The sequence below is a fragment of the Brevibacillus sp. FW301-21C12A genome, from assembly GCF_058788915.1.
In genome coordinates this window covers 12,533-38,925 of record NZ_JBYTBG010000018.1, presented here as the reverse complement: position 1 = coordinate 38,925, position 26,393 = coordinate 12,533, and the positions used below count along the sequence as shown (strand labels likewise).

The following is a 26,393-nucleotide window of genomic DNA, read 5'->3' as shown; positions in this document are numbered from 1 at the left end:
TGCCCTACTTCAACCCGGAAGTTTTGGAGCCTTCGACAAAGTATTTTTCCGCAAACAAAAACACGAGCAAAATCGGAATTAGGCTGATTAACGCCCCCGCCACCAGCAGTTGGTCGTCGGTCTTGTACTGTCCGCGCAGCGACAAAATCCCGATCGGCAGCGTAAAATGCTCCTCGGAGATGAGATAGATGACAGGCGCGAGAATTTCGTTCCATTTGCCCATGAACGTAAAAACCGCGAGTGTCGCGAGCGCCGGCTTGCACATCGGCAAAAACACGCGCCAGTATATTTGGAACGGATTGCAGCCGTCCAGCTTGGCCGCTTCCTCATAATCCTTAGGGATGCTCAGGAAAGCCTGCCTCATCAGGAAAATGGCAAACGGCTGGCCCAGCCACTCCAAAATCCACAGCGGCGTCAGCGAGTCGAGCATCCCTAAGTTTTTGAAAATGATAAACTGCGGGATGATCGTCACGATTCCGGGAATCATCATCGTCCCGAGCACGATCATGAACAGCGTATCGCGAAACGGAAAGCGCAGCCGGGCAAAGGCAAAGGCGATCATCGAGCTGGAGAGTAGCGTGCCGACTACGGACAGTACCGCGACGATCACGCTGTTGACCGTGTAGCTGCTGAAGTTCGCCTGCTCCCACACTTGCGGGTAGTTGCTCCACTTCACAGGATCGGGCACCCATTCCGGCGGAAATTGCATGTACTGCTTGTACGTTTTCAACGAGTTGAACACCGTCGTCAAAAACGGCACGACCATAATCAAGGTGCTGACGAGAACAAACAAGTATCCCAGAACTTTATGGAGAGGAAAACGCTTTTGCATGGCTACCTCCTTTTCCTCCGCGCACGCCATCGTAAATTAATCATAGTGAACCCATTTCTTTTGCAGCTTGAATTGCAGCAAAGTAATCGCCAGCAAAATGAGGAACAGCACCCAGGCGATCGCAGAGGCGTAGCCCATCTTGTAAAAGCTGAAGGCTTGCCGGAACATGAGCAGCATCAGGACGAGACTCGCGTTGTTCGCGCCGCCCGTAGACCCGGCCTCGGTGGAGCCGCCCGTCATGACGAAAATTTGCTCGAAATTTTGAAACGAGTAGATCGTGTTCAAAATGATGACGAGAAACGTCGTGCCGGAAATCATCGGAACGGTGACCTGCCAAAATTTTTGCCAGGCGTTCGCGCCGTCAATCGACGCTGCCTCGTACATGTCATGGGAAATCCCTTGCAGCCCGGCCAAAAAAATAATCATCATGTAGCCGACCGACTTCCAGATCGCGATGAGCACGAGCACCGGGATGACCCACACTTCGTCAATCAGCCAGTTTTGCGGCGCGATGCCGAATTTGGCGAGGATGGCATTGGCAAAGCCGATCCGCTGGTTGAACACCGCATCCGCCACATACGCGATCACCGTCCACGACGAGATCACGGGCAAAAAGTGCGCCATCCGAAACAGCTTCAGCCCTTTCAGCTTCTGGTTCAGCGCGACTGCCAGCAAAAGCGCCAGAAACGTCTTGGCCGGAACGTACAACAGCGTGAAGTAGACCGTGTTCCACAGCGCCTGGTAAAACAGCGGGTCGGCGAACAGCTTTTCGTAGTTATCCAGCCCGGTCCACTTCGGCGGATTCAAAATATCGTAGTCGGAAAAGCTGAAGTAGAGCGAGGCAAGCGAAGTCCCCAGGACAAACACGAGAAAGTGGACCAGGTAGGGGGAGACGAGCAGCAGCCCCCATCTCCCCTCGCTGTCCAGCCAGTTTCGTTTCTGCTTCGTTTTCACATCAGGCTGTGCCTGTAGCTTGTTTGGTAGCTCCAACATCGTTGGCTACACTTCCTCCCTGATGGTTTGCTACTGCTTCTTGAAAAACTCATCCAGAACTTTTTGCACGCCCTCGTCTGTCTTGGTGATGTAGTCGTCCACGCTCATCTTGTCCATAAACAGCTCGGCCAGATTGTCCGTGACGACCTTCAACCATTCCGCGAAAACGGCGTTAGTGTCGACCGTGCCCGCGAACTCCAGGCTGTCGAGGAAAACTTGCTTGTTGTCCGGCTTGATGCTCGGGTTCAGAAACATCTCGGAGTTCGCCACCGATTTTTTCACCGGAATCGCTTCCCCTACCTCTGCCCATTCTTTTTGCGCCTCGTCCGACGTCGTCCAGTACGTGATCCATTCCTCGGCCGCTTTTACTTTTTGCTCCTCGGCTTTCTTGTTGATGACCCACGAGTTGGCGATGACTGGCGCGAACCGTTTGCCATCCGGACCTTTGGGCAGCGGCGCCACATCGTAGTTCAAGCCGGCTCCGTTCATCGAGGTCGTAGCCGCGTAAATGTCGATCTGCATTGCGGTCGCTCCGCTCAAAAACACTTTGAAGTTGCTCTGGAACGCCTTCAATTCGGCCGGGTTCGGGAACAGCTTGCGCTTCATGCCGTCCGCCATCCACTCCACCGCTTTTTTGTTTTCCGGAGAATTGACGATCGACTGTGTCATCGTCGGATCGAGCACGCCGCCGCCGTACGCTTTCATGATGTTAAACGCCCCGCGGGAGCTGCCGAAAAACGTAAAGCCGTACTGCTTCACCGCATTTTTGTCAAAGGCGGGGTCGTCTGCATTTTTCCCGTTAGCATCGAGCGTCAGCTTGGCGGCTGCCGCCTTCAGGTCATCCCACGTCCAGTCTGCCGTCGGATACGCGACTCCGGCCTGGTCAAACAAATCCTTGTTGTAGAAAAGCGCCCCTACCTGAATGCCCTGCGGCACGCCCCAGTATTTCCCCGAGGCGTCCTTGTTGAACTCCACGCCGAGCACCTCGTCCTTGTTGACTTCCTTCGTGACGTAATCGGTTATATCGCGAATCGCCCCGCGCTGCGCAAAGCCGAATACTTTCGTCCCGTCGCTTTGCCAGATGTCTGGCGCGTTTCCTGCGGCAATCTGCGTCGTCAGCTTCTGGTAAAAGTCCTCGTAAGGAGCCGTCACGGTCTTGATTTTGATATGCGGGTGCGACTGTTCGAATTTTGCGATAATTTCCTCCATCTTTTTCTTCGTAGGCGGATCAGAGGTGTAACCCATGTACAATTCCACCTGGTCCCCCTGCTGCGTCGAAGATTGGCTGCTACATCCGCCGACGAGCAACGCCGCTGCCAGACTGGCGATTCCTGCTGCTGCTAGAAACCTGCTTTTTTTCATGGAAAACCTCCCATTTTCGAAAAGATGCATACTTGTACAAAAAATGATTGCTCTGTCCTGCTCTTACGCGCTGCAGCGGATCGAGCCAGGCTTCGTATTGGCGTCTCGTTCCGTCCGCCAGTTGCTACAGTTGCTGGTTAGCGACACGCCCGTGGACAGCCAATCGCCCCGCACTAACGACAACTCCCCCTCGTCCTGTATGAAGCGCGCTTCATTTGCGAGAATTTACTGTCAATTCGTTACATACCTGTATTATAGACTCTTGAAATAAAATATCAAGATATTAACGTAATCGTAAAATAAAATTTCAAAACAAACATTTCGACATTCTTCTCCCTGTTTCTTTTCCTGTGACGAAGCGGCTCGAACGCGCAGCTCGGCCCGGCCTGCCCTGTTTTCGCCAGCAAAAAGAGCAGGAAACGAACCGCTTGATCGCCCTCGTTTCCTGCCCTGAAGCCTTATCTTACAATCCTGTAATTTTGTGTAAGGTAATTCGATTTCTTCTTTTCTCGCCTTTGTTTACGATTTTCCTATTGTCATAAAAAAGGAGGATCACTGTTTGTGGACGCCATGGAGATGAATATTCATGCTTTCCGATTGATTAATGACCTGGGTAAGCAGTACCCGGCACTCAATCCCGCGTTTTACGCCATTGCCGAGTACACCGTGTACGCCCTGGCCGTCTGCGTGCTTCTGTACTGGCTGACGCGCAGCTACCACAATCGCGTGATGGTGGTTTGCGCCGCGGTCACGTTTGCGCTTGCGGAACTGCTCGGAAAAATCGCAGGCAGCCTGCACGCCAACAACCAGCCGTTTGCCGAGCTGGCGAATGTGAATCAGTTAGTGCAAAAAGCGGTGGACAATTCCTTCCCCAGCGACCATACGATTTTGTTTTTTTCCTTTTGCATGAGCTTCTGGCTGTTCAAAAGAAAAGCAGGCATTCTTTGGATGCTGCTGGCAGTATGCGTAGGGCTTTCCCGCATCTGGGTAGGCGTGCACTATCCGGCGGACGTCATCGTCGGCGCCTTAATCAGCATCGGCTCGGCCTTGACCGTTTTTATGGTGGTACCACGGCTATCCTTCGTGCACAGCGCGCTGGCTCTGTACGAAAAAGCCGAACGGGCTGTTTTGCCCGCCCGGCTTAGCTCCAAAGACTTTTGAGAAAAGCGAGCCCAAAACACTCTGTTTTTGCAAAGTGCTTTGGGCTCGCTTTGTCGTTTGCTAGCGGATTTTGCCGAGCGTAATCAGGCCATAAACCAGTTGGATCACGATGCCGCCCACCACCACAGGCACAAACCACATGCCAAACCAGCTTCCCCAGCCCATCGCAATCGAAATCGCTTCCAGCAAAATGACAGAAAACACAATGACGCATATATTTTTGAGCTGGTTCACGATTTTTCGGCTTTGCAAGTAAAACTGCTCCGCGTTTGCTTCGTTGAACCGCTTCGGATAGTTATAAACTTCCGGATGCTTTTCCAGCGCCTGCATCAATCCAAACAGCAATGCCCCAATCCCTGGCAAAATGAGCAGCTCCCACTTCGAGCCCCAGCGATCCACTTCTCCTGCTCCGTTAAAATGAGCAGGCACCTTGTCAGGAAGATCGCCCCACAGCAACAGGAGAGAAACGATTCCCCCGATGTAAAAGACCGCTCCCAAAATGTCCCAGATCCATTCGCTTTTGGTCTTTGCGATGTTCAGCTTCGGACGCCCCCACCAATCGGCCATGCCTGTCCCTCCTTCAGATCGTCCATCCAGATTGACTTTTCTAAAATTTGGAGATAAGATTCATCCCATTCAGCCTATTGCGAACTATTCGACCCAACAAACCGTGAAAAAGAGGGGATTTCATGTCACACCCACCTAATCATAATTGGCTGGCCAGCCAAAATCAACAAGCCCACTTCCGATGTTACATCGATTCACCCCAAGAGCAGCAAAAGCTTTATAAACGAACGCTGGCCATCGTCGTCATCTCGCAAATTTTCGGAGGGGCGGGACTTGCGGCAGGCGTCACCGTCGGCGCTCTGCTCGCCCAGGAGATGCTCGGAACAGACAGTCTCGCAGGCATTCCCGCCGCGTTGCTCACGCTTGGCTCCGCCTTGGCAGCGCTGTTTGTCGGCCGACTCTCGCAACGGTTCGGCCGCCGCTTCGGGCTGGCAGCAGGGTTCCTCGCAGGAGGCATCGGCGCAGTCGGAGTCATTCTCGCTGCGGTGACACAGCATATCTGGTTGCTGTTTGCCTCGCTGCTCGTATATGGCGCCGGAACGGCCACCAATCTGCAAGCCCGCTACGCCGGAACCGATTTGGCCCAGCCCCGGCAGCGCGCGACCGCCGTCAGCATCGCGCTCGTCTCCACGACCTTCGGCGCTGTAGCCGGACCGAATCTGGTGGAAACGATGGGCCACTTCGCCAGCTCGATTGGCGTGCCGCCACTGGCCGGGCCGTTTATTTTGGGCGCTGCGGCTTTCCTCTGTGCCGGGCTGGTCTTTTTATTCCTGCTCCGCCCGGACCCGCTGCAGGTCGCCAAAGCCATCGCCGAAGCGCAAGCAGAGGAACAGAAAGCCTCTGCGGACATCCCGGGAAGCCTGCCTGCCGCCGACAGTCGCGGCATCATCGTCGGCGCGACCATCATGATTTTGACCCAGATCGTCATGGTCGCGATCATGACCATGACGCCCATCCATATGAAGCACCACGGGCACGGCTTGAGCGAGGTCGGCCTCGTGATCGGCATTCACATCGGAGCCATGTACCTTCCCTCGCTGCTGACCGGGGTTCTCGTGGACAAAATCGGCCGCACAGCCATGGCCTTTGCCTCCGGTGTCACCTTGCTTGCGGCTGGCCTGTTGGCTGCACTTGCCCCGGCCGATTCCATGACGCTGCTCATCGTTGCCCTTGCCTTGCTGGGGCTGGGCTGGAATTTTGGCCTCATCAGCGGTACTGCCCTGATCGTGGACGCAACCCACCCCGCTACCCGGGCCAAAACCCAAGGAACCGTCGACGTCCTGATCGCCCTGGCTGGCGCATCGGGCGGAGCGCTTTCCGGCATGGTCGTCTCCGGCGCCAGCTACGCGACGCTCTCGCTTGGCGGCGGCTTCCTCTCCCTGCTGCTCGTCCCGGTGCTGATCTGGTCGAGACGGAAGCAGAGGCAGATGGAGGTTCAAGCGGAGCAGTCGTTGCGTCAGTGAGTCCGTTCACAGTCAACACTCGACTGACCGCCGCTTTTTTCGCCTCGCTGCTCGCTGTGCAAGACCGGAACGTCGAGTCGAGGAATTGGCGCAAAAAACGGTCGCGCACGGCGGCAAGTTGCTCACGCCGATTCGCGAGTATTGCGGATTACCTGGGAGAAAAGCCTTTTGAAACAGTTTTACTGTGCTGTGAAGATCCGTTCGGGGGGGCAGCGCGAAATTTACAGGGGCCTCTACAAGCTAACCAATTCTTCCGTGGCTTACTGAGTTTTTCCCACAGAAAAAGAGGCAGAGCTTGTTCTGCCTCTTTTCTTTTTCCTGGGCCACGGAAAGTTAGCCGAGCTTGCTGCCGGAGACGTCTTCTATGACAATTCCGTTTAGCTTGAGGTTGACCGGATTGGCAATCGTGTCGCCCACCGGGCATGTCCGCTCCAAAAACTGAATGAAGGCTTCCACCTGCTCTTTGGCGGCATCGGTCTTGATGTGAAAGGTGTAGCGAATCTCGGAATACCCACGGCGCACGTCGGATTTGTTCATGAAGCCATCCGTATCCAGATCGCCTTCGACCTCCACCCAAAAATCGTCGAGATGAACCCCAAACTTTTTCGCATACACGCGAGCCACAATCGACTGACACGCGCCCAGCGCGGACAGCACCAGCTCGACAGGATTCATCGCGGTATCCGTTCCGCCAAGGCTTTTCGGCTCATCGACAGTGACCTCAAAATTTCTGGAACGCGCCTTGACGACCATTCCTTCCTGCAAATGGGCGGTGGCTTTGAATGTTTCTACTGGCATGCTCAGCACTCCCTTTCAGATCGTTTGTGTGTTATTTTGAATTTTAGCACACTTTTCCGATTTGTATTATATGAATTATTGCGAAAGGGCTGAAAAAAACAGAAAAACGACTATCGTTTGACCGGTCTGCCTATATGTAGTGCGACCGAACAAAGATCATCGTTTTTTCTCTTTAACTACAAGGAGCTATAGCGAGATATATTCAATCCCAGAAGAACGTCTTTCCTTGCTTCTCCCCTGCAAAGGATTAGTAACCCGGTTTTATTTTTTTAAGGGCTGTCTGGCGATACTGAACAGGTGTCAAGTATGCCAGCGTTCCGTGAATCCGATGCTTGTTAAACCAGTTGACGTAATCGTATAGCTCCAATTCCAGATGACGAAGGCTTTGGAAGCTCATCTGGTTGATGAACTCCGTTTTCATGATTTTGTAGGTGGCTTCAGCCACGGCGTTGTCATAAGGACAGCCTTTCATGCTGAGAGATCGACCGATTTCAAAGGTCTCCAGAAGCTCATCCATCTTTTCATTTTTAAACTCACTGCCACGATCCGTATGAAACCACTGTCAGATCACTAACGACGAAGCGTTTGGATTCCGTTTGCTCAAACTCACGATCCAGGACATTCTTCGTCGTCGCTTCATTGCAAGCCGTTTTATTGGGCTTATACTGAGCTATGGTGTAGGTGGAGACCAGCCCCTGCTCTTTCATGATTCGGCCAATTCGACGTCTGGTAGCGACCAAGCCGCGTTCTTGAAACTTGAATTTGAGTTTGCGAGTACCATAAGCTTTGCGGTTTTTGTGGAAAATCTCCACAATCGCTTCGGTGATCTCGTCTTCTTTTGGTGATTCTTTCGCTTCATAGTAGAACGTACTTCTTGCGATTTGCAGGACGTCGCACATTGCTGATACCGAGTATTTATCACGATTGTTCCGGATGATTGATCCATCGGTCTAAAGCCGAGGCGGTGAGGTCATATTCCTCCACAATCGCCGCTCTGGGTTTCCCATTTTCATAGAGCTGCACCATTTGTTTTTTGAATTCGGATGCAAACGTACGTCGTTGTTGTTTGGGCTTTGTAGAGATCCGCTCCTTAGTTTAATAGGTTTATTCTACAAGCCCTTATTTTTTCTGTCCAACTTAGTGTAACCGATCCAAGAAGCAACTTTATTTTGTAAAGGCATGCCATATACTCACAAATATCCAGTATATACACTATAGTTTAATCGTTTTACGACATAAACAAGAAAGATCAGCCTTTAGGCTGACCTTTCTTGTTTAAAAAATGAATTCACAGGCATTTTCTATTCGATTAGCACAGAACTTGTTCCATAACCTTCATTCATTTAATCAGTAATTTTTTTAGCTCAAAAATAGTTGCCTCTGATAACAAGATAAGCCTATCGTTATTAACAACCAAAAAACTTAAACCTGCAGGTATTCTAAGTTCTGTAGAAGGGTCACTTATACCTACTGCTTTTACTACATCATTTTCATTTAAGTCTGGGATATCTATTTTATATAATCTATAAAAAGAGAGAGAGTTATAGCATGTCGCTGTAATCTCATATAATGGATTTTTTAGTTCATATTGATATTTCTTATAGTTTTTAAGTCCTTTTGATGAAAAAAAGTCTTTTTTGATTATAATTTCATCTCCAATAAATTTTTGCCCTGTTGGATATTCAGAAGCATCATTCCATGAATTTGCAAATCCTAAAAGCTTCTCAACTTTCCACGTTCCATAGAAATATTTTTCAGTTTCACTATCCAAATTTATACGTTCTACAGTACAATATTCAGTGGTATTTTTTGGAATAATAGACTCATCCGTTTCAGGTTTAGGCTCATTAGAAGTATTTGGATTTGATGTCATTTCAACATTTCACAAGCCGATGCTAGCATCGACATTATCATGATACAAACCAATAATATTTTTTTCATATTTCACACTCCTGTTTATTTTTTGATTGTGTCACAATCTCTTCAGACATCATATGGCTCTTTACTGCGTATCATTTTTTTGCGGTGATAGCAGGATTCAATATGTCAAAACACTCCCGTACGCACTTCATTTGCGTATTTTGAAAAGCTTACCATTAAGCCATTATTGCTTGGCTTTGCCCAAAAGCTCTCCATTGGAGCGTTATCCCAACAGTTCCCTTTCTGGCCCATGGAACACCGATAGCGAAACATCCTTTGATAATCGTTTGAGCACTATCGGCTCACGACGTTTATTATATTCACCTGTTATGACGTTTTGGCATACAAAAAAGTTCTGGGGATTTTTTCCTGAATATTTTCGGGTTCTCAAGCTCCGTCTCTGCTATTCCTTCGCATTAATTCGCTTCTGCTTACGCAAGCATACAAAAAAGGCCCTCGCATTTGGTATTATCCCCTTACGGTAGACAGCGAGAAAAGCCCTCATGGTATCATGAGAGGAACACTGTTGACCGGAGGGGATTTTTTATGCCACCACATAAAGGGCAAAAGCAGCAGCGGTATGACGAAGGAACAAAGAGGGAAGCTGTACGGCTGCGGGTAGAGGAGCAATGGAGCTACCCGATGATTATGGAAAGCACAGTTTACCGCCAAGGCAAAAGCCGCTGACCCTGCTTGTCATACTCCTTTTTTGGGCAACCTATTATCTTTGGGTTTATTTCGAAAAAAATAACAAGTGAGACAAAAACGGATGAGCTCGCCGCCACCCCTGGCGTTTCGTGTATATGACAATAAGCAGAGACGTCGTCTCCAGCGTGACCCCGTCGGCTCGTATCGCTTCTGGCGTTCGCGTACGACAATAGCAGAGACTGCAACTGCACTTCCGCCGCTGTTTTTCTTGCACGCGATTGCTTTTGCTGGATATGATAAGAAAAGAAGGACAAGCGGATATGAACAGCGAGGAGTGGAGCTATGTTTATCAACCAACCGACAGATACAAAGCGCGACCGCATTCCCCCTAACCAAAAGCAGACGACAGGCTTTCCGGTATTGCACTATGGAGAGGTTCCCGAATATACGGACCTCGCTACCGAGTGGAGCTTCCGCCTGTTCGGACTCGTCGAGGAAGAAGTCACGCTCACCTATGAGCAAATGATGGCTCTGCCAAAAAGCGAAGTCACGAACGACATTCATTGCGTGACGGGTTGGAGCAAGCTGGACAACAAATGGGAAGGCATCCCGGTGGAAGAAGTGCTGAAGCTGGTAAGAGTCAAGCCGGAAGCGAAGTATGTCATGCTGCACGCCGAGCACGGCTGGACGGTGAACATGCCGCTGGCCGACTTCATGAAAGCCGGCAATCTGTTCGCCACCAAGCACAATGGCGAGGACCTGACACCTGAACACGGCTGGCCGCTGCGTTTCGTCCTCCCGCACCTCTACTTCTGGAAAAGCGCAAAGTGGGTGCGCGGTGTCGAGTTTTTGGAGAAGGACAAGCAAGGTTTTTGGGAGAAAAATGGATACCATATGTATGGTGATCCTTGGAAAGAACAAAGGTTCGCATGGGATTGATTGAGGTTTACAGGGGCGGGAGACCGCCTCTTTATTTTTTCGATGAGTTTCATTCACATCGTACGCAGCTACCGAGACGAGTTGCTGCTTTTTTGCAAGTGCCGCCAACAAAAAAACCCCCGCCAAACAGCGAGGGTCCTTTCCAAAGCTCCACAACTCCACCACTAACACTTATTTCCCCACACGCAGCAGCGCGTGGTCTACCTTGATGCACAAATCTTGCACAACCTCGATGTCTTCCGCGCGGACAAGGCTCGCCGCCTCTTCGTTGGCGATTCCTTGCTGCATCCAGAACACCTTTGGCTTGTGCTTCATTTTCAGCGCATCCTGGGCGACAGGCAAAATGTCCTCGCTTTTGCGGAACACGTTCACGATGTCCACCTGCTGATCCAGCTCTTGCAGGCTGGCGACGGCTTTTTCGCCCAGAACGGTTTCTCCGGCGATGACAGGGTTGACCGGGATGATGCGGTAGCCGGCATTTTGCATGGCCTGCGCCACCATGTAGCTGGTGCGGTCCGGTTTGTTGGACAGTCCTACCACGGCGATAGTCTTCGCTTCCTCAAGCAGTTGACGACGGGTTTCGTTGCTAGGATTTTGGCTCATGTCAAAACACTCCTTCTCTTTTTCGGTTTAGGATTGGCTGCGGCCTGCGACAAACTCGGCAATCGTGCGGGTCATGACGCCTGTGCCGCCAGCGGGCTGCATATCGCCTGCTGTAGCGGTGTACGCCGTACCGGCGATGTCCAGATACACCCATGGCGTATCGCCGACGAATTCCTGCAGGAACACGCCGCCGATGATGCCGTGACCATAGCGCCCGCCCGAGTTTTTCAGGTCGGCAAAACGGCTCTTGTTCAGGCTGCGGTACTCTTCAAACATAGGCAACTGCCACAGACGCTCGCCAGCGGTGTCTGCTGCGCCAAGCAGCTCGTTCATGAGCGCCTGGTTGTTCGTCATTGCCCCGGAGCAGTAATGTCCGAGAGCGACGACGATGCCACCTGTCAGCGTAGCGGCGTCGACGATGCACGACACGCCCTGCTCTTTTGCATACGTGATGCAGTCAGCCAAAACGAGGCGGCCTTCCGCATCTGTCGTGATGATCTCGACCGTTTTTCCGCTCATGGTCGTAATCACGTCGCCAGGGCGGAATGCCGTGCCGGATGGCATGTTTTCCACCGTTCCGATGACGGCGAGCACGTTGACCTTCGGCTTCATTTGGCCTAGCGCTTCCAGTGCGCCGATCATCGCAGCCGCGCCGCCCATGTCCGACTTCATGTCTTCCATGCCCGCTACCGGCTTGATGGAGATGCCGCCTGTATCGAATGTCACGCCTTTGCCGATCAAGCCGATGACGTCGTCCCATGTCTCTCTGCCCTGATATTTGACCGCTACCACGTACGGCGCAAGCTCGCTGCCTTTTGCGACGCTGAGGACGCCGCCCATGCCCAGCTCTTCCAGCTTCGCTTTATCCAGCACCTCCACCGTCATTCCGTAGCGCTCCGCTACGGCGACTGTCGCATCTTTCAAGGCGCGCGGCGTCAAGTAGTTGGCAGGCTCGTTCACGAGCGTGCGCGCCAGGTTGGTGCCGGAAACGAGCGCACTGCCGCGCAGCACGCCTGTCTGCACGGCGCTTGCGGCGTCATCGGCAGCCAGAATCCGCACGGTTGCGATCGGCGGAAACTCCCGCTTCGCTTTTTGGCGGTAGCCTTCGTAGTTGTATTCAGCCAGTCCGAACGCTTCCGTCACGGCCTGGGACAGACGCTCCGCGCTCATGTGCTCGGTTGTCGGCAGGTCAATCGCGACGATTTTCGCTTTGCCTTTGGAAGCGACCGTTTTTGCTGCCCGTCCCCACGCATTGCGCGCTGCGACAAAGTCAAACTTGGCCGGCTCGCCCATGCCGACGATGAGCAATTTTCTCGCGGCGATCCGGTTCAAACCATGGATCACCGTTACCTCTTTTGCTTCGCCCGTAATCTCTCCTTCTTGCTGCAAACCGCTGAGGCTTCCGGCAAAAGCCGCTTCCAGCTCCGGGTACACCTGGGAAAGCTGCTCCCCTTTCCAAAGCGGCACGACCAGCTCGTCGCATGCGTAGCTCACGAGCTGCGAGCGTTTTTCTACGGTTACTTCCATATACTCTTCCCTCTTTCGCTGTGATAGGATACAATTATGGGCACATTTGTGTTTTTAACACGATGTGTCTACAAACAAGCGCAAGGATGGAAACGTCATGGCTTTCGCCTCTGCGTACGGGATGGCATCCTGATCCGGCAATACAGCCTCGCACTTCTCTATGTAACGAAGCACTTCCTCTACGTCTAGCCCCCAATGCACGGGTCCGTAGCGGGACAAATACTTCCGCGCATTGCCAAACATCCAGCGAGCGCCTTTCAAATTGCCGTATTCGAGATGGTACAGTCCGACTGATAGTTGCAGCAATCCTTGCAAAAACTTATCGGATTTGTCCTCCATCCAGATGTCTTCCAGCAGATCGTGGCATTCGTAGTACTCCCCTTCATTGAACTTTTCAATGAACTGCAAATACTGCGCGGGATACTCCATGGATGCACGCCTCCGTTTCACACCTGCTTTTTTCCAAAAAAGCTGCCTCGCGAAGAAGCGCCTGCACGTATATGGCTGACCTTCCAACCAGGAGCTTTCCTTATGGTACCACAGATTGGCAACGCTTAAAATCCAAACGAAAACTTCACGGATTAAGACAACGCCCTTCTGTTACAATAATCAAGAGAAGCGTACAGTAGAAAGGAATGGATTTTCCGTGGCGGATATTCTCGAAAACTTCCCCTTATGGGCTGCACTAATTGCCATAGGAATCGCCCAATTTATCAAAATTCCCCTCCATTTTTTTGCAACGAAAACATGGCAATGGTCGCTGTTGCTCAGCACTGGCGGTATGCCCAGCTCCCACTCCTCTGCCGTGACCGCACTGTCGACCGCTGTTGGGCTGCGGGAAGGCTTTTCCAGCAACATGTTTGCTATCTCCGCCATTCTCGGCGTGATCGTCATGTTCGATGCCGCAGGCGTTCGCCGTCATGCCGGTATGCAAGCCGTTGTCTTAAACAAGCTCGTGGACGAATTTAACCACCTTCTGGGAGGCATGAAATCGTTAAAAGTGCGCCCGAACCAGGAAAAAGCGAAGAAGCTGAAAGAGCTGCTCGGCCATCAGCCGATCGAGGTGCTGATTGGCGGATGGCTCGGCGTCATGATCGCATTGTTGGTGCAGCCGTTTTTTTAGGACGTTTCCACAGGGGGGATTCACATGCGTATCGTTTCCATCTGTCCGAGCAATACGGAAATCCTCTATTATTTAGGTCTGCATGAGCACGTAGTGGGGCTGGACGATCACTCCGACTGGCCTCCCGAATGGCAGCACTTGCCCCGCGTCGGCCCCGACCTCTCCATCGACATGGAGCGGGTAGTTGCGCTCCAGCCTGATCTGGTCGTCGCCTCGCTGAGCGTCCCCGGCATGGAAAAAAATGTGGAGGCGCTGCGGGAGCGAGGAATCCCGCATATCGTGCTGAATCCGTCGCGAATCGGCGAAATCGCCGCTGACATCAGGCTGGTCGGCGAAGCGACAGGCTTTCACAAGCAAGCCGAGCAGCTTGCGGCTTCCTTTGACGAAAGAATAGAAAGCATCCGACAACAGACCGCTGCCTTTTCCCGCCGCCCTAAGCTGTACTGGGAATGGTGGCCCAACCCGATCTACACCCCGGGCCGGGAAAACTGGCTGACAGACGTGAGCGAGATCGCCGGGGCCGTCAATGTGTTCGCCGACTTTCCCGTCGCCAACGTGAAGGCGACGCGGGAGATGGTGCAGGAGCGCGACCCTGACCATATATGCGTCGTCTGGTGCGGGATCGAGCTTCGGCGCATCAAGCCGGAAACGATCACGAGCCGCCCGGAGTGGAGCGACATGACAGCGATTCGCCAGGGCCAGGTTCACTTGCTGGAGGAAGGGCTGTACTGCCGTCCGTCTCCCCGCATTCTCGACGGGCTGGAGCAGCTCGTCAAGCTGATTCATACATAAGCCAAGGCTGCGCCGCCAATCCGCGTACTTGCCAGCCAAGCCAAAAAACGTTCAAAGCCATCGCCTTGAACGTTTTTTTCTGTTTGCTTTCCTACCGCCGTTGCGGTATTTTTTGTCTTCGCTTTCGTTATGCAGTTGTTTTGGTCCGGGCATCTAGTTGGCTACTTCCGCCATCGCGGCGATACCCTTTTGGTTCAGGTTGTTGAGAAAAGCCTCGGTCAGCTTTCCTTCCCCGCGTCTGACGATATATACATCGACTGATTTTTTGCCCCATTGGTTGAATACGTCTTGCTTCGTCTCGAAGTACAGGTCGATCTTGTGTCCGCGAATCGCTCCGCCCTTGTCCGCCACAACCCCGTATCCGTAGCCTGGTATGTACAGGATCGTTCCCAGCGGGAAAATGCGCAAGTCGGCGGCAATCGTCGAATAGTCGTCCCGGCGAACCTTCACGCCCGAGTACGTAATCCCGTAGGACGGGTCGGAAGGTTTTTTTCCGGTCGACTCGAACCCGGCGTAGTAGCCGGTCGCGACGACGCGAACTTTTGGGTATTGATCGAGAACTACATCCGCTTTATCAATGACTTGAGTGAGTGAACTGGCCGATACTGTCCGTTTTTTGACGACCCGTTGCCCCTCTTTGATTTCCTTGATTCCGAAGGTGGATTGGAGATTGTGGTCTCCTACCACGTTGTAGCCGTATCCATCGCTTGCAAACGCCGTCAAGACCAGGATGAACAGCGCGAGGATACTTACGAACTGCTTCCCATTCATTTCTTGGTAAACCTCCTCTCGGTTCTAGTCATGTCCCGAAGAGGAGAAAACTATACACAAATTTTGGATTGTTTCAGAAAGATTCAGTATGTTTCTTCATGGCAAAAGAAAAACAGGCCCTCAAACAAGGCCTGTCTTGCATCCGCTAAAACATCCGGTATCCTTTTTTGCGCAGGGTGGAAATCGTCCAGCCGCTGCCGACAGTCCCTGCCATTCCGCAGCCGAGAATCACGGCATCCCAGACGCCGGGAACGATCTTTTGATAGATCAGCGCCCCTACGACCACGCCAACTCCGATCACGACTGGAAGCCATGTCGTTTTCAAAATCATGTTTAAAATAAACCCAATGCCAAAACCGAGCACGGTGAACAAAACGATGGAAACCATAAATTGCAATAAGCTCATCGACCGCAAGACCTCCTGCCATCGTCTCCGGCTTTGCCTTTTTTCGGTCGGCAAATCAAAGGAGGACGGGCTGTTTTCGCCTTTTAGTGTAGCAAAAATGGCAGATACAGGTCAATACGAACAACCGCCGCGAGCGCAAACGAAAAGAACCGCCGGGTCCCCTGACGGCTCTTGCTCTATGCAACAACGGTGTGTGCTATTTGTTCGTGGATACTGCTTCCTGATGAACGTCTTTTCCTGCGCCATCACAGTTCGGGCAATTTTCCGTGCCACCCAGGAGCAGTTGGAAATACCCTTGGCCATGGCAGTACGGGCATTGTTCTTGGTTATGTCTCATGATGAGCTCCCCTTTCTCCATACATGCTCCGTTATTAATTGCATGTATTTTCAGATTATTTCGATGTATCTAACTATAGCAGAACAGAACCGTTCTTCACAACACAGTTTTTCTCCGATATCGCAGAAAAAACCGCGATGTAAGCGGAAACATCGCGGTTTAGCTTTCCTATTCTCAGCCTTGCTTGAAGATTTTATAGGAGGTGTACTGAAAGACGGGATCAATCTCATAGGATTGCCCTTCCATGCCTTCCTCCCGTCTTGTATAGCCAGGCAAAATAATTTTCAAGTATGTAGAAGAAAGCGGGTCATCCATCAGCTCGCGAATCGGCAAAAATCGCGCCTCGACAATTTCGCCCTCCTGTGGACGAGGTTCGCCGCTCACGTAATCCATCCAGAAAACGACCATGTTGTCGCTGATCGACTCGCGAATGACGCCCGAGCGGATGCCCGCGATCTGCCGCACGACAGCCTTGACACCCGTTTCTTCCAAAACCTCGCGCGCCGCTGCCTCGTCGACCGTCTCGCCCTCCTGCACAAACCCCGCCGGAAACGACCATTGTCCCTTCAGCCCGCTGTACGCTTTTTTGACTACCAGCGCTTCTTCCCCGCGGATGACGATCCCGCAGGCTCCCAGCCACACTTTTCCTTCGCGCATGCTGCTCGCTTCCTTTCTCCTCCAAGCTTTCTGTCCCACTTTTGATTGTACACGAAACCCCCGGCAATCGCTCGCCGGGGGTACCAGATCAATCGTCGTCGTCATCCAGAAGCCCATTGTCAATCATGTAGCGCAGATTTTCCCGATCCCTCTCCCGGCCCTTTTCCTTGAGCCGATCGATGGCAGGCAGGATGAGAATATCTACCTCACGCTGTACAAGCCATGCCAGGTCGTGCCGCCCTTGCTCTTCCAAAAAAGCGCCCACTTCCATCAACGCATTGTACCGCTCCATTTCGTCGCGGGTCATCAGCCCTCTGACTTGAATGCTCGCGTGACGCATCGCTTACAGCTTCACCTTTTTCAGCGCAAGGCCGACGCCGCCGATTTTGTACAGGTAGCGCAGGTCGCTTGCCTTTTTCATCATCGCTGCTGTGCTGCCAAACAGCTTTTTCGAGCCGACCTGGCCGATTCCTTCGCCTTTGCCGAGAGAGGCCAGCGTGCCTTGCAGATGCGGGACGAACTTTTGCGGAAGCTCTCCGCGAATGAGCGCGGCGAGGTTTTCTCCGAGCGTCTCGCCTTCCTGCACGGCGATTTGCGCTGTCGGCGGATACGGACGTCCTTCCTCGTTGAAAATGAGGGCGCAGTCGCCGACGACAAACACATTTTCATAGCCAGGCGCACGCAAGTATTCGTCTACCTTGACGCGGCCGCGCATGACCTCGAAGCCCGCTTTTTCCACGATGCTGTTGCCGCGAACACCCGCTGCCCAGACCACCGTTTTCGATTTGATCTCTTCCCCGGTCGCCAAAAGCACTCCATCCGGCGTGCACTGCTTGATCGGGGTGCCGATTTTGAACTCGATGCCTTTGCGCTCCAGCACGTCCATCGCGTACTGAACCAGCTCGGGATCGAAGCCCGGCAGCGCAGATGGCGCCGCTTCGATGCAATACACCTTGACCAGCTCAGGGTCCACGTCAAACTCCTGGCACAGCTCAGGCAGGCGATCGCCCAACTCTCCGCAAAATTCGATTCCCGTAAAGCCAGCGCCCCCGACCACGAAAGTCAGATAGTCAGTGCGGTGCGGCTCGTTTTTATATTTGGAAAACATGTACTCGATATGCTCGCGAATATGGCGGACGGCGTTGATGCTGCGAATGCTGAAGGCGTGCTCTTTCAGCCCTTCGATGCCAAACGTCTCCGGCTCGCTGCCAAGCCCGATCACGAGGTAATCGTACGTCAGCACGTCGCCGCTTTCCAGCGTGACGCTCTGTTCTTCCGGCTGGATCGACTGGACCGTGCCTTTGACAAACTGCACTTTGTCCTGATTCAAAAGCTTTTCCAGATTGACGCGCGCATGGTCAGCAGAAGCCGTGCCCGCAGCCGGCTCGTGCAGCCAGGTCGTGATGTAATGATAGTTGTGCTTGTTTACGAGCGTAATTTCCGCCTCGTTGTAATTCAGCTTTTTTTGAAGCTGCAACGTGGTCAGCAAACCGCCGTATCCTGCGCCAAGAATGAGGATTTTGGGTGTACTCATCGGTATCCCTTCCATTCATTGTTAATGGTAACCAGAGGAAGTTTGTGCGAAATTTCACGTAGGCTGTTACGTACTAAGATGCCCCAACGAATAAAAAATGACGTATCGAAAATGATTGCCTGTTATGTCCTAAAATCCAACCTGTGAAAAAAAGCACAAACTTGCAAACAACAAATGTGACAATTTCTTTACAGTCACCCTCATCTTATCGGGTGCTACCGTGATTTGCAAGGGTTTTTTGCCCAAGAAGCCGAATTTTCCCTGCTTTTTCTTCTTTCATTTGTTGGGTTATAATGGGTGGGGAGTTCGTTTTTCGACTATTCGGAGGTGCTTTCGATTGAATTTTCTGCAAAAGGACGAGCAAATCTACGACATTACGATCATTGGTGGAGGTCCTGCCGGTTTGTTCACCGCTTTTTACGGCGGCATGCGGCAGGCAAGTGTGAAAATCATTGAGAGCATGCCCCAGCTTGGCGGGCAACTGTCTGCTCTCTATCCGGAAAAATACATTTACGATGTAGCCGGGTTCCCGAAGGTTTTGGCGCAAGATTTAATCAATAATCTGAAGGAGCAGATTTCGCGTTTTCAGCAAACCGTTTGCCTGGAAGAGAAAGTGGAAAACGTAGAGAAAAAAGCGGACGATGTATTTGAAATCACTACGGACAAAGGCGTACACTACTCCAAGTCTGTCATCATCACAGCCGGCGTGGGCGCGTTCGAACCCCGCAGACTGGAACATCCGGATGCCGTCAAATTTGAAAAATCCAATCTGCACTATTTTGTCACCGACCTGAACTCCTTCAAAGGACAGCGCGTCGCCGTCGTTGGCGGCGGAGACTCCGCTCTCGACTGGTCTTTGATGCTCGAACCGATCGCGAAAGAAGTCCACCTCATCCACCGCAGAGACAAGTTCCGCGCCCATGAGCACAGTGTAGAAATGCTCAAGGCGTCCAAAGTAAACGTCACGACGCCTTTTGAAATATCCGCCCTTCACGGCGAAGAAAAAATCGAACGGATTACCCTCACGAACTGCACCACGAAAGAAGAGCGCGATCTGGAAGTCGACGCCGTCATCGTCAACTTCGGCTTTATCTCCTCGCTCGGCCCGATCAAAAACTGGGGGCTTGAGCTGGAAAAAGGCTCGATCGTCGTCAATTCCCGCATGGAGTCGAACATTCCTGGCATTTTCGCTGCAGGCGACATCGCCACCTATCCGGGCAAAGTCAAGCTGATTGCCGTCGGCTTCGGCGAGGCTCCTACCGCTGTCAACAACGCGGTGGCCTACTTCAATCCGGACGCCAAATTGCAGCCGGGGCATTCCTCCAGCATGGACAACTTCAAGTCTTGATCGTCCCAAACCGTTATGGCCGTCTTGCCGCGCGCAGGCGGTCACACTGCTTTGCTTTTTTACAATCACCCCGTCCTTGTGCTGCCTGTGCTGTTGCGGCGCAAGGATTTTTTTCGTTACGGCTACGAGCCAGGCGTGCGGGTGTACGCATAGCTGACGGCGTTCTGACACACAGTAGAAAAAGCAAAGCGATACGCATGCGCCTATGTTCTGGAGGGAAAAACCATGGACCACCTCTGCCCGGTTTGCAATGGATTGGCTTCTCTCTCGCAAGCTTGCCAACGCTGCGGCACCCTGCTCGCAGACGCCGGACGCCTGTACGACTACTACGGCGATTACAGCCCTTATCGGGAAATCGACGACGCCAAGCTGGACAACGGCTATCCGGATCGCCGCAACCACCAGTGCCTGCACACAGGCTGGTGCAGCTTTTGCCAGGCCGAACAAACCGTAGCTGTGCAGGAATGGACACCCGACAAGCTATTTTACGAGTAAACGAAAAACACGCAAGCATCCCGTCCCGTCCGCTTACGGATACGGGATGTTTTTCCTGCCTCGCTCCCTCTCCCATTTTTTTCTTCCCTTTTGCCAAATTCACGCTATAATATAAGGAATTATTTGTTAAAGGACGGAATCAACATGTAATGCGCAAACAGTCGACCCCCTGCACCTGTCACCTGGCATCACCTTTGAGGGGAGCGTCTTTTTATGAACAAATTAATCATGATGGTCGGCATTCCCGGCAGCGGCAAAACCCGTGCGGCAGAGCAGATCGCGAAAAAGGAACGGGCAGTGCTCGTCTCCACGGATGCCGTTCGGCTGGAGCTGTTTGGCGACGAAGCGAAGCGGCGCAAAAATCCGCTCGTCTTTCAGGCTGTTTACGCCCGTATCGGGCAGGCGTTTGCTGCGGGAAGCGACGTTGTCTTCGACGCGACCAATGTCGATCGGGACAAGCGGATAGCGGTTCTGGAGCGTTTTGCGCCAGCGATCGCGGAATGCTACTACTTGAATACGCCGTTTGACGTCTGCCTGCAACGAAATCAGGCGCGAAAAAGAAAGCTGGACGCAAGCGTGCTGGAAAAGTACCGCAAAAACCTGCATTTCCCGCTGCACCGGGAAGGCTTTTCCACGGTTCATCTGGTGCACGAGCCTGCTGCTTACGGCATGACCAAAGAAGCTTTTACCGCCTTGCTGCAAAGCGAGCCTGCCTACAACGAGCTGTTCGCTGCCTTGGGCAAGGTCTCGTTTTTTCAGCAAATGAAAGATTTTCCGCAAGACAACCCGCATCATCAGCACACGCTCTGCCGGCACACGTACCACGTCCTCGAGTACGTCAACACCTTTTACGAAGAGGACGACAAGCTGCTGCTGCAAATCGTCGCGCTGTTTCATGACGTGGGAAAATTGTACACAAAAGTGTTCAAGGAAGCGAAAGGCCACTATAGCTACTACAGGCACGAGTACGTCTCCAGCCAAATCGCCGCGCATTTTTTAAAGGAGCTGGGCTTCGCCGACGCGTTCGTCTTCCAGGCTGTCGCGCTGATCGAGATGCACATGAAAATTGCCTACGGCGGCGACGAAGGCGCTTCGGAGATTTACCATCTGGCAGGAGCGGACCTGCTGACGAAGCTGTACTTTTTCAAAGAGGCGGATCACTATGGAAAATAAGCAGACGACCTTTTACCGAAAGTATCCGCGCACCTTTCATCTGCCCTGGTCCAGAAGCAAAACCGACGACGATCGGATTTTGCGCGATACCTCTCACTTTGTCGGCAAAGAAATCGTCGTGACGGAAAAGCTGGACGGAGAAAACACCAGCCTGTACCGCGACTATATGCACGCCCGCTCGATTGACAGCCGCGACCACCCTTCCCGCCATTGGGTCAAAATGCTTCACGGCTCGATCGCCCACCTGCTTCCCCCCGGCTACCGCATCTGCGGGGAAAACGTGTTTGCCAAACATTCGATTGGGTACGCGGAGCTGACGAGCTACTTCTACCTGTTCTCCGTCTGGGATGACCAGAACGTCTGCCTCGGTTGGGACGATACCGTCGAGTGGGCGGAGCTGCTGGGTCTGAAAACGCCGCCTGTCCTCTACCGCGGCCCGTGGGACGAGGAAAAGGTGAAGGCGTGCTACACGCGGCAATCCGTGTTTGGCGGCGAGCAGGAAGGGTACGTCGTGCGGCTTACCGCTTCGTTTGCCTACGCCGATTTCAAATACAGCGCGGCGAAGTTCGTGCGCAAAAATCACGTGCAAACGGATCAGCATTGGATGGCGAAGGCTGTGGAACCGAATATGCTGAAGCTGGAGTAACTGCTGGAGTTGGGGGCATTGGCTGGTGCTGTCGTGAGTGGCTAGCCGCTGCTGTCGCCGTAATTGACTGCTGCTGTTGCCGCAATTGGCTTTCCTGCTTGGCGGCGGGATGCCGTTTCAGCTCCTTTTCGTTGCCGTACCCAGCCGAACGACGACACTTTGACGTTGCCCGAACTGGCCCCGCAACAAAAACAGGCGTGCTCGAACCCTCATCCGGTTCGCACGCCTTTTTCTTTTCTCCCGCCTACTTTTTCCTTTGCTCCAGCTTTTTGGCCAAGAGCGCATTTTTTGCTTTCATTTGTTCCAGCATTTGCGGCAGCACCTCTTTGATTTTCGCCGCATCTCCCGATTCAATCGCGGCGTGAAAGGCTTCGTGCGTCATGCGCATTTTTTCCATCCGGGCTTTCCTGGCGTCGCGATCTTCCTTCGCGCCCGGCATCGCCATGTTTTTCTCCTTCCACTGGGCGAGCTGCTGCTCCATTTGCTCGTTGGTGATTTCGCCTTTTTTCACCTGCTCGTTCAGCTTGCTGACGAGCTGCCTGCGCTCCTCGCGCTTCGCCTTCCATTTCGGGTCTTCGCGCAGGGCGGCAAACTCGCTCATCAGCCGCTCCCGCTCCTTGAACACCTCTTGCCACTGGGCCACGCTGTCCGGGGTGTATTTTTCTGCCAAAAGCAGCATGTACATCTTCTGATGAACGCTGCCATGCATGCCGTGGCGCATTTTTTTGTGCATCTGCCCATGCTCGCCATGGTCGTGCGCCATCCGGCTCGCTGGCGTCATCTCTGTGTCGGGCAGCCCCGGCTCCGCCGCCTGTGCGAAGCTCGGCAGGGCCAGCCCCATCGCAATCGTTGCAATCACCATGCTGTTTTTCCACTTGTTCATGCTGCTCTCTCCTTTTCGCTCATCCTTGGCTTGGCATTGCGTTGCGCCAAGGGGTATTTGGTTTTTCGCCTTGCTAGTCGTCAGTTTTTCCAGCAGTTGTGGCAGGATTGTCGTGGAATTATGTAAAAATGTGTAATTTCTTTTCGCTGCCCGTCTATAAAGGCCGCAGCCCTGCCCTATTCAGGCCAAACAGCTTCACCAATCCCATCTGCTCCAGATCATGCCGCGTCTTTTCCGTACCGTGCTCGTAAATCAGCCGATAAATATCCCGCAAGTTGTCATCGTACTCGTCGTTGTCCCGGTCCGGCATGTCGGACCAAAGCGTATGTCCATGCATCCACATCATGAAGTCGCCGTGCATACAGTTGTTGAACAGGTCACGCATCATCCCGACTTCCACATCTGTCGCCTCGATTTCAAAATCGTAAGTGGCGGAGCCTTTTTCATCACGGATCTCGGCAACCGTCGTCCCGGCCTGCAGCGTGACGTAATATTTCTTTTTTTCCAAGGATGTCATCTCCATTCGCGAAAACCGGCTTGAAAACATTTCCTCCTTACCTTGTGCAAAAAGCGCGGAAAACATGTGTTGTCCGGGCTGAGCAGAGGGGGTGTCGCTGCTCTTTCGAGGCGCAAGACGGTCACAGGTGGTCAACCGTTGCCTTCATGCCGCGGAACTTCGATGTCGCTGCTCTTTCGTTTCGCAGCGTTGTCACAATGCGGCCCGGTACTGCGCTTTTTGCAAGCTGGTCGCTGTGCGGCATTTTCTAGCTTTTTCACGCGAGAACACCTGGCCCCGCCACGCTTTTTGGGCTTATGGCAAAGTCCTCACCCTACTTCTACGCACGAAAAAGCCCTCCGCGCAAACGGGGGCTTTTGGTTGTCTGGTCTTCTATTTGTCTTCCTTGCGCAAATTGTGGCCCGTATTTTCTCCGGTCTTGGGCGGCGTGCTGCGCGAGCCTGCCGACGCTTCTGTCGGGCGCTTGTCTTTGTTGTTGTGCTTGGACATGAGGGACCCTCCCTTGTTGTATCATGCTGTGCTACCTGTGTAGTATGCCCCATGTCCCCGCGAAAAAAGAAAACACCCTGACCCGCGAAAAGCAAGCCAGAGTGTTTGGTTCCGTGTTTATTTGACTACCAGTGTCGCGAGCATTTTGCCGTGATCCGGCCCGCAGATGACATTGCAGAAAATTTTATATTCACCAGGCTGATCGACTTTCAACGTTTTGCTGCCGTCTTTTTGAATATCTACGTCCAAACCTTCAATCCCGATTCCGTGGAAGCCTTCGGTCGACTTGAAGTTAATCGTAAACTCTTCGCCTGCTTTTACTTCATAGGTGTCCTGGTTAAACTTCCAGTTGCTAGCTTCGATGTTGATCGCGTTGCCAGTAGTCGCCGTTGCTGGAGCCTCTGTAGTAGAATTGCTATTCGCCGCCTGCTCCTTTTCGCCGCCGCATGCTGTCATCAGCATCGCCGAGAAGGCAACTGCCGAAACCAACAGAGTCCACTTCTTGTTCACAATGACCCCTTCTTTCTACTTGATTCTACACTTCCATCTTACTGGAAAGTAGCTGTCCAAAATCTGGGAATCTGTGACCGAATCGTGACGAATTTGCTACCAATTGTTGAACACTCAAACAGTTTGGCCGTCTGTATTCGCTGGCAGTTGAATCTGGTAAATCTTCGTCGGACGCCCCCGCAGCTTCTCCTGCTTTTTGTACAAAATTTTCGCGACGCCTTTTTCCTCCAGCCGATTCAGGATGCGGTTGGCGCTGCGCACGGTAAGTCCCAGATGGTACGCCAGCTCGTCCGCCGTCAGCTCGTTGCTCTCCGTTTTGGCGAGCACGGCCAAAATTTTTTGCAACTGCAACGTCGACAAGTCCGTCTCTTCGCTCCAGCGCTGGATGTAGTCGGTGATCTGGTTGCGGTATTGCAGGCACGTCTCCTCGCCGAGCGGCCCGATGACCTGGTCGCTGTCCGTCACGACGTACGTGCCGGAAGTTTTGCCTGCTGCCGACATGCTGTTCGCCGATTGGGCATTCATCCTCGCCTTGTACATGCTGTTGCCCACTCCCCAGCCGATGTGCACCGGAAACGGCAGCGTCTTTTCCAGATAGGTGAGCAAAAGACAATGAGTGAGGTTGTCCGTCAAGAGCTTCAAGTCTTTGAACGAGCTGATGATTTCGAAGCTCGACGCGGATTTCTGGATGATGAACGGCACTTTTTTCTCGGTGCTGAACTCCAGCAGCGATTTGTGCAGCAGCATTTGCCGCAGCTCCCACTCGTTGAGGCTCTCTTTTTGTGTCTCGACGTTTCCAATCGTAATATGTCCGATCGCGATCCGGCTCTCCGCCAGCTTGATCGCGGAAAGCTCCGTTGCCATCTGCTCAAACTGCGCGGCAACCGACTCCGGCGAAGGAAACACGTACAGATGCGGCACTCCGCGATCGGTCAGCGCCTGCACGATGTTGCTCATCCTCGTCATCGAAAAGTCGATCTTGCCCGCCTGCCACAGCCGCAAATGCTCGTCCAGCACCGCTTCGTAAATCTGGTCGTTCACTTCCACCGGTGAGAGCGTGTACGGCATCGAGTCCGCTCCGACGACTTCTTTCAAGCCAAGGAAGTTGTTTTGCGCAAAAACAAAATCAATATACACTCTGGAAAAATCCAGGTCGCGATTGCGCAGGCTAAGCTGGAACAGCTTTTTATAAAATTCCTGCTCGCTGATCTGGAGGGTATATGTCGGGATCGGGAAGCTGCCCCATTCTTGCATGAGGTACGCATACGCAAGCTCGGTCAGGACAAAGCCGTCGACATGCTGCTGGTTTTGCCGGTAGAGGTTCGTCGTTTCATGCAGGCGATGATACGACAGCATGACCAACTCGCAACTGTCCTGGAGGCGCATGGGCACGGATACCAATTCTTTCAAAGAGTGCTGGGCAATGATCGCACCCAAACGGATCATCAAGATTCCTCCTTTCACTCTTTTGTCATTATAGGAGATTTACGCTCCTTTGAAAATATTTCGAATAGACTTGCAATACACAAAACGATGGCGTAAAGTTATTTTCAGAAAACGTCTATAAAGTGTCTAAAAATAGTTTTCAGAAAGGAGGAACGCGCTCCCCTGTCGCCTGAGACGGTCATGTCCCGCCATTTGCCCACCCAACAATGAAAACGCTATCAAGGAGGCCTTACGATGAACAACCCGGCTATCGCCAACAGCAAGAACAAGTACCTGGTCCTCGGACTTCTCTGCCTCGCCGCTGATCGCTGACCAAAAAAAAGCGTGAACAAAAGCCCTTGCGCCGCTGCTTTGTCGAGTAGACGGCGAGAAGGGCTTTTCCTAATCGTGGTTAATCCGATAGACGGTGATTTCCGGAAAGCAAAAAAGACGGACAGGCAACCTGGCTGTCCC

Annotated in this window: 29 protein-coding genes and 1 pseudogene; 10 read left to right on the top strand and 20 right to left on the bottom strand. The window is 52.7% G+C overall.

Features of this window, described 5'->3' with window-relative positions:
• Positions 1-4: 4 nt before the first annotated feature.
• Genes AC3WQH_RS13335 through AC3WQH_RS13325 form a run of 3 tightly spaced genes read right to left on the bottom strand, consistent with a single transcriptional unit; the run spans position 5 to position 3,187 of the window.
• Positions 5-832, bottom strand: coding sequence for a carbohydrate ABC transporter permease (locus AC3WQH_RS13335; protein WP_005832618.1), 828 nt, complete (start codon positions 830-832; stop codon positions 5-7).
• A gap of 36 nt (positions 833-868) precedes the next feature.
• Positions 869-1,825 carry a carbohydrate ABC transporter permease gene (locus AC3WQH_RS13330; protein WP_492332080.1) on the bottom strand — a complete coding sequence of 319 codons (957 nt, stop codon included), beginning with the start codon at positions 1,823-1,825 and terminating at the stop codon, positions 869-871.
• 30 nt (positions 1,826-1,855) lie between these two features.
• Entirely contained in the window at positions 1,856-3,187 is a 1,332-nt protein-coding gene (locus AC3WQH_RS13325) for an ABC transporter substrate-binding protein (protein WP_492332079.1), read from the bottom strand.
• A gap of 561 nt (positions 3,188-3,748) precedes the next feature.
• On the opposite strand from AC3WQH_RS13325, the gene AC3WQH_RS13320 reads away from it, so the two are divergent.
• The gene (locus AC3WQH_RS13320) at positions 3,749-4,348 is read left to right on the top strand and encodes an undecaprenyl-diphosphatase (protein WP_005832622.1); all 600 of its coding nucleotides are present in this window, start codon (positions 3,749-3,751) and stop codon (positions 4,346-4,348) included.
• Between the two features lie 60 nt (positions 4,349-4,408).
• On the opposite strand, the gene AC3WQH_RS13315 is transcribed toward AC3WQH_RS13320, so the two are convergent.
• Entirely contained in the window at positions 4,409-4,915 is a 507-nt protein-coding gene (locus AC3WQH_RS13315) for a DUF1648 domain-containing protein (RefSeq protein ID WP_005832623.1), read from the bottom strand.
• 122 nt (positions 4,916-5,037) lie between these two features.
• On the opposite strand from AC3WQH_RS13315, the gene AC3WQH_RS13310 reads away from it, so the two are divergent.
• Positions 5,038-6,378, top strand: coding sequence for an MFS transporter (locus AC3WQH_RS13310; RefSeq protein ID WP_492332078.1), 1,341 nt, complete (start codon positions 5,038-5,040; stop codon positions 6,376-6,378).
• A 333-nt stretch (positions 6,379-6,711) separates the two neighbouring features.
• On the opposite strand, the gene AC3WQH_RS13305 is transcribed toward AC3WQH_RS13310, so the two are convergent.
• From AC3WQH_RS13305 to AC3WQH_RS13295, 3 genes and pseudogenes are all read right to left on the bottom strand, one after another.
• Complete coding sequence (locus AC3WQH_RS13305) at positions 6,712-7,176, bottom strand: OsmC family protein (RefSeq protein WP_007780521.1); 465 nt, start codon at positions 7,174-7,176, stop codon at positions 6,712-6,714.
• 247 nt (positions 7,177-7,423) lie between these two features.
• Positions 7,424-8,202, bottom strand: a pseudogene (locus AC3WQH_RS13300) (IS3 family transposase).
• A 313-nt stretch (positions 8,203-8,515) separates the two neighbouring features.
• On the bottom strand, positions 8,516-9,049 hold the full coding sequence (locus AC3WQH_RS13295) for a hypothetical protein (RefSeq protein ID WP_492332077.1): 534 nt from the start codon (positions 9,047-9,049) through the stop codon (positions 8,516-8,518).
• Positions 9,050-9,642: 593 nt separating this feature from the next.
• Between AC3WQH_RS13295 and AC3WQH_RS13290 the strand changes: the two genes are divergently transcribed.
• Both AC3WQH_RS13290 and AC3WQH_RS13285 read left to right on the top strand, forming a co-directional pair.
• Positions 9,643-9,783 carry a hypothetical protein gene (locus tag AC3WQH_RS13290; protein WP_165328980.1) on the top strand — a complete coding sequence of 47 codons (141 nt, stop codon included), beginning with the start codon at positions 9,643-9,645 and terminating at the stop codon, positions 9,781-9,783.
• Between the two features lie 303 nt (positions 9,784-10,086).
• Positions 10,087-10,683 (top strand): sulfite oxidase-like oxidoreductase, encoded by a 597-nt coding sequence (locus AC3WQH_RS13285; RefSeq protein WP_005836460.1) that lies wholly within the window; start codon positions 10,087-10,089, stop codon positions 10,681-10,683.
• A 171-nt stretch (positions 10,684-10,854) separates the two neighbouring features.
• Here the strand turns inward: AC3WQH_RS13285 and AC3WQH_RS13280 are convergent, their stop codons facing one another.
• Genes AC3WQH_RS13280 through AC3WQH_RS13270 form a run of 3 tightly spaced genes read right to left on the bottom strand, consistent with a single transcriptional unit; the run spans position 10,855 to position 13,242 of the window.
• The gene (locus AC3WQH_RS13280; RefSeq protein WP_005836458.1) at positions 10,855-11,286 is read right to left on the bottom strand and encodes a CoA-binding protein; all 432 of its coding nucleotides are present in this window, start codon (positions 11,284-11,286) and stop codon (positions 10,855-10,857) included.
• Positions 11,287-11,313: 27 nt separating this feature from the next.
• Positions 11,314-12,813, bottom strand: a complete 1,500-nt coding sequence (locus AC3WQH_RS13275) for a leucyl aminopeptidase (protein WP_492332076.1) — start codon at positions 12,811-12,813, stop codon at positions 11,314-11,316.
• A gap of 54 nt (positions 12,814-12,867) precedes the next feature.
• Positions 12,868-13,242 carry a DUF309 domain-containing protein gene (locus tag AC3WQH_RS13270; protein ID WP_327953606.1) on the bottom strand — a complete coding sequence of 125 codons (375 nt, stop codon included), beginning with the start codon at positions 13,240-13,242 and terminating at the stop codon, positions 12,868-12,870.
• A 217-nt stretch (positions 13,243-13,459) separates the two neighbouring features.
• Between AC3WQH_RS13270 and AC3WQH_RS13265 the strand changes: the two genes are divergently transcribed.
• Both AC3WQH_RS13265 and AC3WQH_RS13260 read left to right on the top strand, forming a co-directional pair.
• Positions 13,460-13,936, top strand: a complete 477-nt coding sequence (locus tag AC3WQH_RS13265; RefSeq protein WP_005836453.1) for a divergent PAP2 family protein — start codon at positions 13,460-13,462, stop codon at positions 13,934-13,936.
• A gap of 24 nt (positions 13,937-13,960) precedes the next feature.
• The gene (locus AC3WQH_RS13260) at positions 13,961-14,728 is read left to right on the top strand and encodes a cobalamin-binding protein (RefSeq protein WP_007785710.1); all 768 of its coding nucleotides are present in this window, start codon (positions 13,961-13,963) and stop codon (positions 14,726-14,728) included.
• A 153-nt stretch (positions 14,729-14,881) separates the two neighbouring features.
• Here AC3WQH_RS13260 and AC3WQH_RS13255 read toward each other — a convergent pair whose 3' ends face one another.
• The 6 genes from AC3WQH_RS13255 to AC3WQH_RS13230 form a co-directional block, all read right to left on the bottom strand.
• Positions 14,882-15,499, bottom strand: a complete 618-nt coding sequence (locus AC3WQH_RS13255; protein ID WP_026558128.1) for a 3D domain-containing protein — start codon at positions 15,497-15,499, stop codon at positions 14,882-14,884.
• Positions 15,500-15,644: 145 nt separating this feature from the next.
• On the bottom strand, positions 15,645-15,905 hold the full coding sequence (locus tag AC3WQH_RS13250) for a YuiB family protein (RefSeq protein WP_005836445.1): 261 nt from the start codon (positions 15,903-15,905) through the stop codon (positions 15,645-15,647).
• Between the two features lie 196 nt (positions 15,906-16,101).
• The gene (locus AC3WQH_RS13245) at positions 16,102-16,263 is read right to left on the bottom strand and encodes a YuiA family protein (protein ID WP_005836443.1); all 162 of its coding nucleotides are present in this window, start codon (positions 16,261-16,263) and stop codon (positions 16,102-16,104) included.
• A gap of 153 nt (positions 16,264-16,416) precedes the next feature.
• Complete coding sequence (locus tag AC3WQH_RS13240; RefSeq protein WP_005836441.1) at positions 16,417-16,899, bottom strand: NUDIX domain-containing protein; 483 nt, start codon at positions 16,897-16,899, stop codon at positions 16,417-16,419.
• A gap of 88 nt (positions 16,900-16,987) precedes the next feature.
• Positions 16,988-17,239 (bottom strand): hypothetical protein, encoded by a 252-nt coding sequence (locus AC3WQH_RS13235; RefSeq protein WP_005836438.1) that lies wholly within the window; start codon positions 17,237-17,239, stop codon positions 16,988-16,990.
• 3 nt (positions 17,240-17,242) lie between these two features.
• Entirely contained in the window at positions 17,243-18,433 is a 1,191-nt protein-coding gene (locus AC3WQH_RS13230) for an NAD(P)/FAD-dependent oxidoreductase (RefSeq protein ID WP_005836436.1), read from the bottom strand.
• Positions 18,434-18,779: 346 nt separating this feature from the next.
• Here AC3WQH_RS13230 and AC3WQH_RS13225 point away from each other — a divergent pair, with 346 nt between their 5' ends.
• From AC3WQH_RS13225 to AC3WQH_RS13210, 4 genes are all read left to right on the top strand, one after another.
• Entirely contained in the window at positions 18,780-19,781 is a 1,002-nt protein-coding gene (locus tag AC3WQH_RS13225) for an NAD(P)/FAD-dependent oxidoreductase (RefSeq protein WP_221842268.1), read from the top strand.
• A gap of 225 nt (positions 19,782-20,006) precedes the next feature.
• Complete coding sequence (locus tag AC3WQH_RS13220; RefSeq protein WP_005836432.1) at positions 20,007-20,276, top strand: hypothetical protein; 270 nt, start codon at positions 20,007-20,009, stop codon at positions 20,274-20,276.
• Between the two features lie 213 nt (positions 20,277-20,489).
• Complete coding sequence (locus tag AC3WQH_RS13215; RefSeq protein WP_290426487.1) at positions 20,490-21,449, top strand: AAA family ATPase; 960 nt, start codon at positions 20,490-20,492, stop codon at positions 21,447-21,449.
• Positions 21,439-22,095, top strand: a complete 657-nt coding sequence (locus AC3WQH_RS13210) for an RNA ligase family protein (protein ID WP_026558126.1) — start codon at positions 21,439-21,441, stop codon at positions 22,093-22,095. Before AC3WQH_RS13215 ends, AC3WQH_RS13210 begins: the two co-directional genes overlap by 11 nt.
• 244 nt (positions 22,096-22,339) lie before the next feature.
• On the opposite strand, the gene AC3WQH_RS13205 is transcribed toward AC3WQH_RS13210, so the two are convergent.
• The 4 genes from AC3WQH_RS13205 to AC3WQH_RS13190 all read right to left on the bottom strand — a co-directional run bounded on the left by AC3WQH_RS13205 (position 22,340) and on the right by AC3WQH_RS13190 (position 25,940).
• Positions 22,340-22,978 carry a hypothetical protein gene (locus tag AC3WQH_RS13205; protein WP_007785720.1) on the bottom strand — a complete coding sequence of 213 codons (639 nt, stop codon included), beginning with the start codon at positions 22,976-22,978 and terminating at the stop codon, positions 22,340-22,342.
• A 154-nt stretch (positions 22,979-23,132) separates the two neighbouring features.
• Positions 23,133-23,495, bottom strand: coding sequence for a hypothetical protein (locus tag AC3WQH_RS13200; RefSeq protein ID WP_035317468.1), 363 nt, complete (start codon positions 23,493-23,495; stop codon positions 23,133-23,135).
• A gap of 606 nt (positions 23,496-24,101) precedes the next feature.
• Entirely contained in the window at positions 24,102-24,494 is a 393-nt protein-coding gene (locus AC3WQH_RS13195) for a cupredoxin domain-containing protein (RefSeq protein WP_005836423.1), read from the bottom strand.
• A 114-nt stretch (positions 24,495-24,608) separates the two neighbouring features.
• On the bottom strand, positions 24,609-25,940 hold the full coding sequence (locus tag AC3WQH_RS13190; protein WP_309479361.1) for a helix-turn-helix domain-containing protein: 1,332 nt from the start codon (positions 25,938-25,940) through the stop codon (positions 24,609-24,611).
• Between the last annotated feature and the right edge of the window lie 453 nt (positions 25,941-26,393).